Annotated in this window: 15 protein-coding genes; 11 read left to right on the forward strand and 4 right to left on the reverse strand. The window is 70.1% G+C overall.

All coding sequences use genetic code 11. The features are described 5' to 3' along the window. The 5 genes from ACFPIJ_RS63330 to ACFPIJ_RS63350 form a co-directional block, all read left to right on the forward strand. Nucleotides 1-774: helix-turn-helix domain-containing protein (locus ACFPIJ_RS63330; RefSeq protein WP_380129229.1), on the forward strand; the 774-nt coding region annotated here is incomplete at its 5' end. Nucleotides 775-1,079: 305 nt separating this feature from the next. After that, entirely contained in the window at nt 1,080-1,841 is a 762-nt protein-coding gene (locus ACFPIJ_RS63335) for an SDR family NAD(P)-dependent oxidoreductase (protein ID WP_380129230.1), read from the forward strand. A gap of 172 nt (nt 1,842-2,013) precedes the next feature. Continuing rightward, on the forward strand, nt 2,014-2,466 hold the full coding sequence (locus ACFPIJ_RS63340; RefSeq protein ID WP_380129231.1) for a DUF1203 domain-containing protein: 453 nt from the start codon (nt 2,014-2,016) through the stop codon (nt 2,464-2,466). Between the two features lie 61 nt (nt 2,467-2,527). Further along, on the forward strand, nt 2,528-2,674 hold the full coding sequence (locus ACFPIJ_RS63345; RefSeq protein WP_380129232.1) for a hypothetical protein: 147 nt from the start codon (nt 2,528-2,530) through the stop codon (nt 2,672-2,674). An 87-nt stretch (nt 2,675-2,761) separates the two neighbouring features. Next, nucleotides 2,762-3,973, forward strand: a complete 1,212-nt coding sequence (locus ACFPIJ_RS63350) for an SGNH/GDSL hydrolase family protein (RefSeq protein WP_380129379.1) — start codon at nt 2,762-2,764, stop codon at nt 3,971-3,973. A 47-nt stretch (nt 3,974-4,020) separates the two neighbouring features. Here the strand turns inward: ACFPIJ_RS63350 and ACFPIJ_RS63355 are convergent, their stop codons facing one another. Further along, entirely contained in the window at nt 4,021-4,482 is a 462-nt protein-coding gene (locus ACFPIJ_RS63355) for a GNAT family N-acetyltransferase (protein WP_380129233.1), read from the reverse strand. 66 nt (nt 4,483-4,548) lie between these two features. On the opposite strand from ACFPIJ_RS63355, the gene ACFPIJ_RS63360 reads away from it, so the two are divergent. Beyond that, complete coding sequence (locus ACFPIJ_RS63360) at nt 4,549-5,127, forward strand: TetR/AcrR family transcriptional regulator (protein ID WP_380129234.1); 579 nt, start codon at nt 4,549-4,551, stop codon at nt 5,125-5,127. A 15-nt stretch (nt 5,128-5,142) separates the two neighbouring features. On the opposite strand, the gene ACFPIJ_RS63365 is transcribed toward ACFPIJ_RS63360, so the two are convergent. Together ACFPIJ_RS63365 and ACFPIJ_RS63370 are read right to left on the reverse strand one after the other, a co-directional pair. Further along, nucleotides 5,143-5,598, reverse strand: a complete 456-nt coding sequence (locus ACFPIJ_RS63365) for a hypothetical protein (protein ID WP_380129235.1) — start codon at nt 5,596-5,598, stop codon at nt 5,143-5,145. Between the two features lie 33 nt (nt 5,599-5,631). Beyond that, a complete protein-coding gene (locus ACFPIJ_RS63370) occupies nt 5,632-6,888 on the reverse strand; it encodes a hypothetical protein (RefSeq protein ID WP_380129236.1) in 1,257 nt (418 codons plus the stop codon). Nucleotides 6,889-6,964: 76 nt separating this feature from the next. Here ACFPIJ_RS63370 and ACFPIJ_RS63375 point away from each other — a divergent pair, with 76 nt between their 5' ends. Beyond that, entirely contained in the window at nt 6,965-7,222 is a 258-nt protein-coding gene (locus ACFPIJ_RS63375) for a hypothetical protein (protein WP_380129237.1), read from the forward strand. A gap of 58 nt (nt 7,223-7,280) precedes the next feature. Here ACFPIJ_RS63375 and ACFPIJ_RS63380 read toward each other — a convergent pair whose 3' ends face one another. Continuing rightward, on the reverse strand, nt 7,281-7,730 hold the full coding sequence (locus ACFPIJ_RS63380) for a hypothetical protein (RefSeq protein WP_380129238.1): 450 nt from the start codon (nt 7,728-7,730) through the stop codon (nt 7,281-7,283). Between the two features lie 682 nt (nt 7,731-8,412). Here ACFPIJ_RS63380 and ACFPIJ_RS63385 point away from each other — a divergent pair. The 4 genes from ACFPIJ_RS63385 to ACFPIJ_RS63400 all read left to right on the forward strand — a co-directional run bounded on the left by ACFPIJ_RS63385 (nt 8,413) and on the right by ACFPIJ_RS63400 (nt 12,915). After that, nucleotides 8,413-8,817, forward strand: a complete 405-nt coding sequence (locus ACFPIJ_RS63385; RefSeq protein ID WP_380129239.1) for a hypothetical protein — start codon at nt 8,413-8,415, stop codon at nt 8,815-8,817. A 269-nt stretch (nt 8,818-9,086) separates the two neighbouring features. Next, nucleotides 9,087-10,376, forward strand: coding sequence for a cytochrome P450 (locus ACFPIJ_RS63390; protein WP_380129240.1), 1,290 nt, complete (start codon nt 9,087-9,089; stop codon nt 10,374-10,376). 8 nt (nt 10,377-10,384) lie between these two features. Continuing rightward, complete coding sequence (locus ACFPIJ_RS63395; protein ID WP_380129241.1) at nt 10,385-11,290, forward strand: terpene synthase family protein; 906 nt, start codon at nt 10,385-10,387, stop codon at nt 11,288-11,290. Next, the gene (locus ACFPIJ_RS63400) at nt 11,287-12,915 is read left to right on the forward strand and encodes a prenyltransferase/squalene oxidase repeat-containing protein (protein WP_380129242.1); all 1,629 of its coding nucleotides are present in this window, start codon (nt 11,287-11,289) and stop codon (nt 12,913-12,915) included. The genes ACFPIJ_RS63395 and ACFPIJ_RS63400 overlap by 4 nt, the downstream gene beginning before the upstream one ends. Nucleotides 12,916-12,943 lie beyond the last annotated feature (28 nt).

Consider the following 12,943-nt stretch of genomic DNA (forward strand, 5'->3'; position numbering starts at 1 on the left):
GAGGACGCGGGCTGGGAGATCCGCTCCTCCGAGTCGAAGATCAGCCGGATGGAGCTCGGCCGCGTCGGCTTCAAGGAGCGCGACGTCGCCGACCTGCTCACCCTCTACGGCCTCGACGACGACGAGGAACGCACCCGGCTGCTCGCCCTGGCCCGCGACGCCAACAACCCCGGCTGGTGGCACCGCTTCGGCGACGTGCTGCCCAACTGGTTCCAGTCCTACCTCGGCCTCGAGGCCGCCGCGGCCCTCATCCGCACGTATGAGGTCCAGTTCGTCCCCGGCCTGCTGCAGACCAAGGAGTATGCGCGCGCCGTCGTCCTGCTCGGCCACGGCCGGGCCAAGGCCGACGAGATCGACCGCCGGGTCGAGCTGCGGATGGCCCGCCAGCAGGTGCTGACCCGCCCCGACGCGCCCAAGCTGTGGGTCGTCGTCGACGAGGCCGCGCTGCGCCGGCCGATCGGCGGCATCGACATCATGCGCGGCCAGGTCGACGCCCTCCTGGAGGCCAACACGCTGCCCAACGTGCGGCTGCAGGTCATCCCGTTCAACGCGGGCGGCCACGCCGCGGCCGGCGGTGCGTTCACCATCCTGCGCTTCCCCGACCAGGACCTGCCCGACGTCGTCTACATCGAGCAGCTCACCAGCGCCCTGTATCTCGACAAGCGCGACGACGTCGACCTGTACGCCGAAGCCATGGAGCGGCTCTGCGTCGAGGCGCGCCCGCCGACGGACACCTCCAAGGTCCTTGAGGAGATCCGGCGCGACCTGGAGTAGCTGTTTCCCGCCAGTTGGCTTCGCTGTTTCCCGCCCGTGGCTTCGCCATGGGCTCGCTGCCCCACCGCTGGCGCGGCGGGTCCCGCCGGGGGATTCTCACCCCGGACCCCCAATGCTCGCTGCGCTCGCACAGCCGCGCGTTCCGCGCTGGCTGGGATGGCGCGTACGCGCCCATCCGGTGGTCGCCCTCCGCGTAGCGCGGGGTCGCAGTTCGAGTCGATCCGCCAGGTCGATGACCGGCGCACCCACTGGGTGACGAAGGTCGTCGGCGTCCGGCGCGACCTGGAGGCGTAGCTTCTCCTGGTATGGGATCTTTGTCAGGCACTGTTGCACTGGTCACCGGCGCTTCCAGCGGCATCGGCGAAGCCGCCGCACTGTCGCTGGCCTCCCGCGGCGCCTCGGTCGCCCTCGTGGCCCGCCGCGCCGACCGGCTCTCCGCGCTCGCCGACCGCATCCGCGGCGAAGGCGGCGTCGCGCTGGTCGTCGAGGCCGACGTCACCTCGCAGGAGGCGGCGGTGGCGGCGGTGCAGCGCACCGTCGGCGAACTCGGGCGCCTCGACACGCTCGTCAACAACGCCGGCGTGATGCTGCTCGGCCCCGTGGTCGACGCACCCGTCGAGGAGTGGCAGCGGATGGTCTCCGTCAACGTCCTGGGCCTGCTGTACACCGCCCACGCCGCGCTGCCGCACCTGCTGGCCGCCGCCACGGACGGCCGGCGCAAGGTCGCCGACATGGTCAACGTCAGCTCCGTCGCCGGCCGGGTCGCCCGCAACGGCAGCGGCGTCTACAACGCCACCAAACACGCCGTGGGCGCCTTCAGTGAGGCCCTGCGGCAGGAGGTGACCGGCCGGTACGTGCGGATCTCACTGGTCGAGCCCGGCGCCGTCTCGACCGAGCTCGCCGACCACAACCGGCCGGAGATCCTCGAAACGATCAGACAGCGGTTCGCCGACGTCGAACGCCTCGAGGCCGACGACGTCGCCGAGACGATCGCCTTCATCGTCACCCGCCCCCGCCACGTCGCGGTCAACGAACTCCTGGTGCGCCCCACCCAGCAGCAAGCCTGAAGGCATCTCAGCGCAGGGCGTGTTCGATGAGGCGTCGCCGCGCGGCGGCGTTCTCGTCCAGGGGTACGCGTTCCACCTGCTCAACGGTAAGTCCACGGGCAGGGGTCCGCACGGCGAGCGCGACGGCCGATTTCCGCCAGCCAGGGCCGGTGGGGTGCGTCAGGATCGGGGCATGACCACGATTCACGCGATCGACCCCGACACCCTGGAACTGGTGCGGGGCAAGGGAATTGACGTCTCCGGCAACCCCGTCGAGCGGTCGGTGGCCGGCGGCGGCGAGCCGTTGCGGTGCTGCCTGCGCGACGCCGTCGAGGGGGAGCGGCTCATGCTGTTCGGGCACGAACCGGTGTTGCCACCGAGCCCGTACCGGGAGATCGGGGCGGTGTTCGCGCACGCCGAGCGGTGCGACGGGCCGGCCGGCACCGGCTACCCCGAGGGCTGGCGGGGGCGGTCGCAGGTGTTGCGGGCCTATGACGCGCGCGGCTGGATCCATCCGGCGACCCGGGTGCACGACGGCGCCGACCCCGAGGGGGTGCTGGCGGAGATCCTCGCCGATCCGGCGGTGGTCCGCGTCGACTCCCGCAACGTCGCCTACGGCTGCTACATGTTCACCGTGACCCGTTGAGCACGTGCGCGGTCAGCGCGGTCCGGTTCGGCCGGCCGAGCTTCGCCAGGATGTGCCGGACGTGGGGCGGTTCCTGCAGACCGCCGGCCGGGAGGACCTGCTGCTCGCCCTCGCCGCGGCGCTGGACACCGACTTCATGACTAACCCGACCGGCTTTATCGGGAAATCGGATCGAAACATTGACGTACATGCGGACTCCATGATCTGATCCCGACCCAGAGGATTTTTCACATTCGATGGGATCGAGGAGACCGCCGTGTCCGTGTTCCGTCGCACCGCCCTGGTGGTGGCCGGCATGCTGGCCGCCACCGGCGCGGCGGTCGTGCCAGGGTCGCCGGCCATCGCCGCCCTGCCGACCGCCGCCGTTGCCCTCGGCGACAGCTTCATCAGCGGGGAAGGCGCCGGCAGCTACCAGCCGGTCGTCGACGTCAACGGCGTCGCGCAGCCGTTCCCCGGCTGGTCCGCGCCCAACGCCAACGCCTTCTTCTGCCACCGCTCCGCCAACGCCTCGCTCAACCAGGCGACGCTGCCGGGCATCCAGGCCCGCTTCAACCTGGCGTGTTCCGGCGGCCGCCCGTATGACATCGCCAACGCGTCCGGCGGCCGCACGAAGGGCCGGAGCGTCGCCTCGCAGCTGGACCAGCTGCGGGCCGTCGCGCAGACCCACGACATCGACGTGGTGCTGATCGGTCTCGGCTCCAACAACAGCTCGTTCACGTTCGGCGACGTGGCCGAGAAGTGCGCGAACCGGTTCATCGCCGACGCGTGGACCGGCTGGTGGGAGTTCTGGGCCTACCTCAACGGCCCGGTCGAGCAGGAGCCGTGCACCGCCGCCGACCTCGCCACCGCCGCGCAGGTCCAGGCCGCGACGGCCGAGACGATCGCCGCCGCCCGGCAGGTCATCACCACCCTCGACCAGATCGACGCCGACGGGCAGCACCGCGTGATCTTCCAGGACTACACGAACCCGCTGCCGTTCGACCTGGAGCAGTCCTACTGGGAAGAGGACGGCCGGCAGGACGACCGGGACAAGTTCCGGGACCTCGGCGCCGAGCGGTACGCCGCCGGCTGCCCGATCCACCGGGCCAGCCTCGCCCCCGGCCACGGCTTCTCGCAGGGCCTCGGCACGATCGTGAGCACGACCCGCAACACCCTCGCCGCCGAGTTCCCCGCCGACGACCTGGTCTATCTCAACGTCCAGCACGCCTTCGACGGTGCCCGGCTGTGCGAGCAGGCCGGCAGCCCCGGCAACGCCCTCGCCACCCCGATCCGCCTGCAGGACGGCGCGAGCGGCGTGTTCGTGACCAGCCTCGCCGGCAAGGACAAGATCGCCATCCAGCGGATCGCGAACACCTGCGTCTCGTACTTCCAGACCTGCCAGGAGTCGTGGCACCCCAGCGCCGCCGGGCACGCCGTGCTCGGCAAGTGCCTGACCGGCGCCGCGGCCGGCTCGGCCCGCACCGTCACCTGCACCCGCCAGCCGGACGGCACGATCGTCACGGCCTGACCCTCCGGTGAGCGGACGGCCATCTCCGCGGAGGTGGCCGTCCGCTCTCAGAGGACGCGTTCGTAGCAGACCGAGAGCGTCGAGCCGGCGTACGCCCCGAACAGCGGGATCCGGTGATACCCCTCCCGCTCGTAGAAGCGCTGCGCGTCGGGCTGCTCGGTGCCCGTCTCCAGGCGCAGCGTCGCCCAGCCGCGGTCCAGTGCCGCCGTTTCGAGGGCCCGCAGGATCGCGGCCGCGACGCCGGTGCCCCGGGCCGCCGGCACCACGTACATCCGCTTGACCTCGGCGGCGTGCTCCTCCAGCCGGCGCAGGGCACCGCAGCCGACCGGGGTGCCGGCGGCGTCGTCGACCGCGACCAGGAACAGGTCGATGTCCGCGGCGGTCGGGGCGGCGCCGGGCTCGTGGTCGTCGCTGCCGTATCGCGCGTCGAGCTCGGCCCGCTGCGCCGCGCGCAGGGCCGCCCCCGCCGGGTCGTCCCAGGCGCGCACCTCGATGGTCCAGTCCGTCATCGTTGCCCCCTCGGCGTCGTAACAGCTGTTACGGTAACAGTTGTTACGAGACGAGAGGTGAGACGCGTGCCACGTGAGGGGCAGGGCGAGCTGCTGTCCAGGGCCGTCTGGGACGTCCTGGCGCAGCAGGGGCTGGAGCGGCTGACGATCAGGGCCGTGGCCGCCGCCGCGGGCTGCACGACCGGCCTGGTCATGCACCGCTTCCCCAACCGGCGGGCGCTGCTGCGGCACGCCCGGCAGCTGCTGCACGAGACGACCCGGGCCCGCGTCGAGGCCCTGGAGGCCGCCGCGGGCTCGCCCAGGGCGGCGCTGCGCGCGGTCCTGCACCAGGGCCTCGCCCTCGACCCGCAGACCACCGCGGAGAGCACGGTGTGGCTGGGCTTCCTGGCCGCCGCCGTCGCCGACGACGACCTGATCGCGATGCACCGGGCCGGCAACCGGGCCTGGCGGGCCAGGGTCGGCCGGCTCGTCGAGGCCGCCGCGCCGCGGCAGGACCCGGCGGCCGTCACCGTCGCGCTCATCACCATGGTGGAGGGGGCGGCCGCGTTCGCGGCGGCCGATCCGGAGGCGTACCCACCGGCCGTCCAGACGGCGATGCTGGATCTCACGCTCGACGCCTTCGGCCTGACCGACCCGCTGGGGTGAAGGTCCGCGGCGGCGTCAGGGCTTCCGGCGGATGGCGTACTCCAGTCGCAGGAACGGCAGCCCGAACACCGTGAACGCGTGCACGGCCCGCAGCTCGCCGTCGTCGTCCACGTACACGTACACGTCGAGCTCCTCGGCGAAACCGCTCACCGCCAGCGTCGTCAGGTCCCGGGTGTGTTCGTCGATGTGGCTCAGGTAGTGCCCGGTCTGCCCGTCGTGCGCGGAGCTGGTGAGGATCAGCCCCCGCTCCCGCTGCCGGGGCGCGAGCATGGCGGTGAAGTTGGCCTGGGGGAGTGGGAAACCGACGCTGACGTAGCCGCGGCCGTCGTGCCGGTACGTGGTGCAGATGCCGACGTAGATCGGCTCCCCGGTGTCTCCGGAACGCTTCCCAGCCTCCGGCAATAGCGGCGCGATCACCGCCCACGACGCATCGGTCAACCCGTCCCGACGAAACCACCAATACGTCGTCACCGATCACCACCTGAATGATCGGCAGGGCAGGTCCTAAGCGGGTGCGCGGGCGATGCGGTATTCGAGGGTGAGGAACGGTAGCCCGAACAGGGCGAAGGCATGGTCGGCGTGAAGTTCGCCGTCGTCCACGTACACGTCGAGGGTTTCGGCGAAGCCGTGGACGGCGAGAGTGGACAGGTCACGGCTGTCCGCGTCGATGTAGCTGAGGTAGTGGCCGGTCTGGCCGTCCGTACCGCGGCTAGTGAGGCGAAGCCCGCCGTCCGTGCGCTGCTGCGGTGTGAGAGTGGCGGTGAAGTTTGCCTGGGGGAGCGGGAAGCCGACGCTGACGTAGCCACGGTTGTTGTGGCGGTACGTCGTGTAGATGCCGACATAGATCGGCTCGCCGGTGCTGGCGTAGCTGCGTATCCAGCCGCGGGTCGATATGGCGGTGCTGCCTGGGTTGGTGATGGTGTCGATGCGGCTGTGTATGCCTTGCTGTGCTTCTCGTTGGTTCATCGGTACGTTGGCCTGGCCGAGCGGGCCGGCGACGAGGCTGCGGTACAGCAGGTAGCCGGGGCGTACCCAGGTCCGCCAGTGGGGCACGATGTCGAGTTTGAACCGGGTGGTGTGCTCGTAGAACTCGCGCACAAGAGGGTCGACGCCGGTTGGGTCGAATTCCGGTCCGGCGAGTGCGTCGAGGTCAGCGACGATGCCGATGTCGGGTGCGGCTTCCTGATAGACGCCGCCGGTCGCTTCGGCGAGGGCGCGGACGTAGCCGGTTCCGACGTATCGGGTCCGTGCTTCGAGCGGCACCACGAACGGCAGCCGTTCGGCCGGTGCCTTGTCCGCGACGAGCGTTACCTGCGGCTGGCGGAATATCAGCTGTGACAGGGTGCGGAACGCGACGACGCTTGCCGCAGCGACCTGCGCCGGTGGCCGCCCGCGCATCGCCGCGCCCACGGCGAGTCCAACGACCGGGCCGAGCGCGACCTTCTGGGGGCGTACCCCCATTGCCCCCGCGACCGCGCCACTGGCGACACCCACGGCCAGCGCGCTCGCGCCGGCCTTGCCGGCAGCCCAGCCAACCGGTGCGGCAATTGCACCGCTCGCCGCGATCCTGGCCCAGACGGCGGGAATCTCATCCGGCTTCTGCATCGCCCTGGCGGTCGCGTCGACAGCCGCCAGCACGCCAGCGCCGAGTAACGCACCCTTGATCACACCGCGCGAACCGCGGTGCCCGGCGAGGGCAGCGCCAGCCGCAGCGCCCATCACGGCGGCGAATCCGATCCCCTGCGCCCGTTTCGCATCCATGCCACTGTTGTACATGGCAGGCTCGCCGGCTCCGCGCTTGAGGTGGTGGGCCGATTCGGCTGAGCGTATTACGTCGATGAACGATCGCGGCTGGCAAGTCCTGCTCGACGCCATAGGTCTGCTGACGCTTCGCGCGGACGGCGACCACATCAACGTGCCCGAGCAGATCGAATATCTCAAGCAGGTCGACGGCGAGAACACCATCGGTGGCGCCGGCGCGATGACGGTTGCGTTGGCGACGCTTTGTGAGCACCTCGTCGAGGATGTCGCCGGTCTGCGGGGTGTCACAACTGCTGAGGTGCGTCAGGAACTCGCCGCGCGGTGCGTTGCGTGAATCCGGAGCAACGACAACCGGTGCCTGATGTGCGACACGTGTCGGTAGCGACCGAACATCATCGCTGAAGCCCACCTTGTCCAGCGGGCCTTCGGTGCATGACGGTAGAGGCGACCGCCAGGACAGTGCTGCGGTCGGTGTGTTCCGGTCTGGTGGTGCTGGTGAGCAGGTAGCCTCGGTGGACCGGTTCGACTGCGACGCCCGGGACCTCTGGTGGGCCGTCCGGTAGAAGACGGTGCGCCAGGTACGTGCTCCAACCGATGGTCGGGCCGTCAGGGGCGGCCGTCTGCCAGTGGTCGATGTCGGTGCTCGAGATCGCGGCCCAGTCGCAGTCGGTGAGGATCACACAGGCGCGCAGCAGGGACTGGGACGCGGTGGGGGCCAGGATCTGTGGGCCGGCCCCGTGCAGGTTCCAGGTGACATGGTTCGGCTCGAAGCGGTCGGTGGCGCCGACCGTGAGAGCGAGCTCTGTGTCGGGTGCGCCGGTGCCGTTGACCCGCAGGCCCAACCGGCCCGCATGATGCCAGCGACCACCGGACAGGACGCAGTTTCCAGTACGTGTTGCCCGGTTCAACGCGCCGATGACGCCCCGCCGCAACGCGCCGCCTCGTCATCGCGGCAGCCGCCGCAGTGGCGCTGCTCACCGGCGGTTACGTCGGGTATGTTGCAACGCACCCGCATGCTACCGACACCGCGGCGCAGGGACAGCACAGCACATCCACGCCCACACCATCCGGTTCGCCATCCGTTGCTGCAGGCCCGGCCTGGTACGACGTTCCCGGACTGGACACGGTCCAGCGGCTCGCCCGCTTTGCTGAGCAGCTCCGCGACGCCGAAACCGACGCGCTCACCGGCAGGTACAGGTGCCGGCGGACACAGAGCTGGAGCCGAGCCACCACAGCCCTGCACCGCGACGACACCACCACCTGCCGCGACGACACCGATGGCTCGGGACTGGAGTTCGAGCGTGTCCTGCCTGATCGACCCGGACTCCTACCACTGCCGGACGGCTCCGACCGGCCCCAGTTCGCCACCGCACAGCCGTACATCCAGCACTACAGCAGCGGCCACCTGCAACCGCTGGTGCCAGAGCCAGTACCGACCGACCCCGTCCAGCTCACTGACGCGGTGCTGATGCACCGGCGCCAAGGCCCGCCGAAGCTGGCCCGCGGCGACTCGTCGGACAGCTCATGAACCTCTACGTGGAGCAATACCTGGACAGGGCGCACCGCTCCGCCGCGCTCCGCGTCCTCGCCGATGTCCAAGGCCTGACCTACGCCGGGCCGATGACCGACCTCGCCGGACGCACCGGAGTGGCGTTCACCCTCACCGAACCGGACCACCAATACACGATCATGCTCAACCCGCAGACCGGTCAGCTGCTCGCCCTTCAGCGACTCGCGGGGGTCGCCCGCCGCCTCAAGTGCCGGGCTGTGGTTCGGCGTGGCGGCGGTCGCGTTCGTGATCACCGCCCGAAATCCTGCAGCAGCTGGTCACGCCTGGGTGTCGAGGGGGAAGGGCTGGTGTTCGTCGTCGGTGGAGCGTTGAAGCTGAGGGGGCCGGGCCAGCCGGCCGGATCTGCGAACGCGCGGTAGCCACCGCTGATTACGCTACGCAACCGGTCGTGTGAGAACTCACAAAGCAGCGAGGTATGTACGTATATGACATTTCTCCTAGGACCGCAGCGGGCAGGGTGAGATCATCAAGGTGATCCAGAACGTGCGTACTGCTTGAACGCCCGGGTTCCGCGAGCCCGGCTGGGGGTGTCGGTTTGTCAGCCATTCAGGATGTCAGGGTCAAAACGGCCAACTCTGTACCATTGCATCGGGCGCTGCCACGGCTTGTCCGCAGTCCGCTCGACGCGTTGGTCGGCTTTGCTGACGAGGCCGCCGGCGAGATCGTGCGGTTGAGTTTCGGCACGTTCCGTCCGTACCTGGTGGCGCATCCAGAGCATCTGCAGCACATTCTGCGCGACAACGCCGCCAACTACGTGCGTGACGGAAAGGGTCTGCTCTGGCGGCCGGTACGCCGGGCGGTCGGGGAGGCGATCCTCGTCGTGGAGGGGCCGCGGTGGGAGTCCAGCCGGGGGGTCCTGCAACCGCTGTTCACGGCGAAACGGGTCGAGACGCTGGCCGACGGGATGGCCGCCGCGATCGGCGAGGCGGTCGACGTGCTGGACGAGCCGGCCAGGACGGGACAGGCGGTCGACGCCAACGACGCACTGTCCCGGATCGTCTGCCAAGCCACGATGCGGGTGCTCTTCGCCGACAAGATCTCCGTTCCGGACGCGGTGCGGGTCGTCGCCGCACTGGGCACGATCGCGACGGCGATGGTGCCTCGGCTGCTTGTGCCGTTCATGCCCTACGCGATTCCGATGCCGGGCGATCGCGCGTTCCGCGACGCTGTTCAGACCATCGACGACGTGGTGCTCCCGATCATTCGGGAGACCCTGCGCCGGCCGAGCGACGGCCAGGACATCTTCTCCACCTTGTGCCGGCCGCGCAGCGTCAACGGTCAGGAGATCACTGAGCGGCAGATCCGCGACGACGTCGTGGCGATGATCTCGACGTCGACCGAGACCACCATCGCGGTGCTGTCCTGGTTGTGGCCGGTGCTCGAGACGCATCCCGACGTAGCGACCCGGCTCTATGACGAGATCGACCGGGTGGTCGGCGCGGGCCCGGTCCAGCGATCGCACGTGGCTGAGCTTCGGTACACCCGGATGGTTTTGGATGAGCTCCTGCGCCTGTACCCGGCCGGCTGGATGATCCCGCGCACGGCCGTGTCGAGCGAGACCCTGGGCCGAACGCGGATCCCGAGCGGCGCGACGATCCTCGTCAGCCCGTACGTCACCCAGCGGATGGCGGCGTTCTGGGAGGATCCTGAGATCTTCGATCCGGAGCGGTTCGCTCCCACCGCGCCACGACGTGAGCACCGGTACTCGTTCTTCCCCTTCGGCGGTGGCCCGCACCAGTGTCTGGGCCAGTACCTGTTCCTGCTGGAAGCGCCACTGATCATTGCGACCCTTCTGAGCCGGTTCCGGATCCGGATGCGTGGCGAGGCCGACCTCACCCCTCGGATGGGCGCCTCGCTCCGGCCACGGCAGAGCGCACAGTTGACGCTGGCCCCAGTCGACCGTTCCCGCGCGTGCTGAGAGCGCCGATGCGCACACCGTTCACCAGCCACGACGAAATCCTGGTGGGCTCGGAGCACGGCAGGATCTGCGCGATGGCGGCCGCCGGCCAGCGTGATCTGCAGGAGCGCGCCGCCGCGCACCACGAGCTGTTCGCGGCCAAGCCGTTCGACCCGACCCTCTTCAGCGCCATCGCTCATGCCACCGCGTTCGGCGCGCCGTGGTGCACAGTCGAGCAGTTGCAGGTCGCCAACGGGGCGTCGCTGTGGGTTTTCGCGGCGGATTGGCTGATCGACCACCAGGCGACATCGCGGGACGAGGTGGCCTCGATCGTCGCCGATTGCCTCGCCGTCGCGGATGGCGCCGCACCTGCGGCCGCCAGCCCGCTCGGGCGGTTCCTGGGCGAGATCCGGGACACCTTGACAGCGGCACCCTCGTTCCGGACCGGGCGTCAGCGCTGGCGCGAGGAGGTCGAACGGATGTTGGCGGCGATGGCCCAGGAATGGGGGTGGAAGTCCGCCCTCGCCGGCGGGCCGGCAGGGCCGACAGGGCCGACGTTCGACGAGTACCTCGACAACGCCGACAACACCGGACTGTCGTTCGTCAACGTTTCGCACTGGCTGTTCACGGGTGACCGGGCCTGCCTGGAACAGCTCGGCGAGCTCACCAGAGCTGGCCGCGAGGCGCAGCGCGTGCTGCGCCTCGTCAACGACCTGGCCACACACGAACGCGATCTGCGGTGGGGGGACCTCAACGCTCTCATGCTCACCGACCACGCCGACGTGTCCCAGCGGATCACCAGGCTCGTTGAGCGCTGCCAGGACCTGCTGCGCCCATTGGAGCCGACCTGTCCCCAGCAAGTCGTCTATCTGGCGCGACAGATCGGGTTCACCAGCGGCTTCTACCAGGTCACAGATTTCTGGGGTGGCACATGACGATCGAGGACGCCGGCAAACGCGTATCCCTTCCGATGACGGACATCGGTATCGCTGCCTCGGCGCAGGACCTGATCGCCCAGCTGACGGCCAAACCCTGGGGGCAGGTCGGCCCATCGGTGTATGAGACCGCACGACTCGTGACCGCAGCTTCGTGGCTGACCGGGCACGAACGGCGGGTGCGGTACCTGCTGGACAACCAGCGGCCGGACGGTGGATGGGGACCCCCAGAGGCGTACGCGCTCGTCCCGACATTGAGCGCGACGGAGGCCCTGCTCCATACGCTGAGCCGCAGTCACGCTGGTGCACCCAGCGGCGTCATCGAGGTGGAGTTGGCTGGCGCGGCCGATCGAGGGTTAGAGGCCCTGTTCCGCTGGCTGCAGCACGGCGCACTGTCCATTCCGGACACCCCGGCGATCGACGTCATCGTGCCGGCCCTTGTCGCCTCCATCAACGAGCACCTTGACGAGGTCCGCGACGCGCCGATCAGGGGACTGGTTGCGTGGTCGGGCGATCGCCGCCTTGGCCTGCCCCCGGGCATGACCCCGAGACGCCTCGCCGCGGTCCGACAGCAGCTGGCGGCCGGGGCCCAACTGCCGCCAAAACTGCGGCACTTCCTGGAGGTACTGGGGACTGGGGCGCGAGGCGCGCCCGGCGTGCGCCCAGGATCGCCGGGCGCGGTCGGCGCCTCGCCCGCGGCGACCGCTGCGTGGCTCGGAGGGCCGACAGCGGTGGGATCGGCAGGGCCGGCGAGGCAGTTTTTGGAAGACGTTTCCGGTTGGCACGACGGGCCGGTGCCGTGCCCGGTCCCGATCACGGTGTTCGAACGCGCCTGGGTGCTCAGCTCGCTGGCGCGCGCCGGCGTGCCATTCGCCGTGCCGCCGGTGTTGCTCGACGAGCTTTCCGCGACCGTGGAGCCGTCCGGCATCGCCGCCGGCGCGGGACTGCCCGCCGACGCGGACACCAGCTCGGTGACGCTGTACGCGCTCGGCAAGCTCGGCCGGCTGGTTACTCCGGACAGTCTGTGGGCGTTCGAGACGGAGGCTGGCTTTTGCACCTGGCCGGGTGAGGACGGCTTCTCAGTCACCACCAATGCCCATGTACTGGATGCTTTCGGGCAGCACGCGGTCAATTGTGCCGATGCGTCACCACGCTCTCTCGCGGTGCTGGACAAGCTGTCGGCGACGCTGCCAGGTGAGCAGCAGGCGGATGGATCGTGGCGCGACCGGTGGCACGCCTCGCCGTACTACGCGACGGTCTGCTGCGCGGTCGCGCTCGATCAGTTCGGCCGTGGGCCAGCGGCGGTCGAGGCGGTCGCCGCAGCCGTGGACTGGGTCCTGGCGACGCAGCGGCCCGACGGGTCGTGGGGCCGGTGGTCCGGCACCGCGGAAGAAACGGCGTACGCCATGCAGGTACTGCTGGCCACGGTCAATCCCGCACGACGCGCGATCGGCGAGGCCGTGGGGCAGGGGTACGCGTTTCTCGCAGAGGCGTTCGACCGGCAGGCCGACCCCCCGCTGTGGTACGGCAAGGAACTCTATCTGCCCACGGCCATCGTCCGCGCCGCGGTGCTCGCCGCGCTGTACTCGGCGCAGCGCAAGGTCAGTCTCGGTGGCGTGTGGTAATGCCGTACGCCGGTCGCAGCGAACAGCG

Origin of the sequence: Dactylosporangium cerinum, assembly GCF_042653625.1 — a bacterium.
Classification (GTDB): domain Bacteria; phylum Actinomycetota; class Actinomycetes; order Mycobacteriales; family Micromonosporaceae; genus Dactylosporangium; species Dactylosporangium cerinum.

Excerpts from the sequence above, each read along its gene's own strand:
- ACFPIJ_RS63335 (WP_380129230.1), top strand. The coding sequence starts at position 1,080 with ATGGGATCTTTGTCAGGCACTGTTGCACTGGTCACCGGCGCTTCCAGC.
- ACFPIJ_RS63340 (WP_380129231.1), top strand. The coding sequence starts at position 2,014 with ATGACCACGATTCACGCGATCGACCCCGACACCCTGGAACTGGTGCGG.
- ACFPIJ_RS63350 (WP_380129379.1), top strand. The coding sequence starts at position 2,762 with ATGCTGGCCGCCACCGGCGCGGCGGTCGTGCCAGGGTCGCCGGCCATC.
- ACFPIJ_RS63355 (WP_380129233.1), bottom strand. The coding sequence starts at position 4,482 with ATGACGGACTGGACCATCGAGGTGCGCGCCTGGGACGACCCGGCGGGG.
- ACFPIJ_RS63370 (WP_380129236.1), bottom strand. The coding sequence starts at position 6,888 with ATGGATGCGAAACGGGCGCAGGGGATCGGATTCGCCGCCGTGATGGGC.
- ACFPIJ_RS63375 (WP_380129237.1), top strand. The coding sequence starts at position 6,965 with ATGAACGATCGCGGCTGGCAAGTCCTGCTCGACGCCATAGGTCTGCTG.
- ACFPIJ_RS63385 (WP_380129239.1), top strand. The coding sequence starts at position 8,413 with ATGAACCTCTACGTGGAGCAATACCTGGACAGGGCGCACCGCTCCGCC.
- ACFPIJ_RS63395 (WP_380129241.1), top strand. The coding sequence starts at position 10,385 with ATGCGCACACCGTTCACCAGCCACGACGAAATCCTGGTGGGCTCGGAG.
- ACFPIJ_RS63400 (WP_380129242.1), top strand. The coding sequence starts at position 11,287 with ATGACGATCGAGGACGCCGGCAAACGCGTATCCCTTCCGATGACGGAC.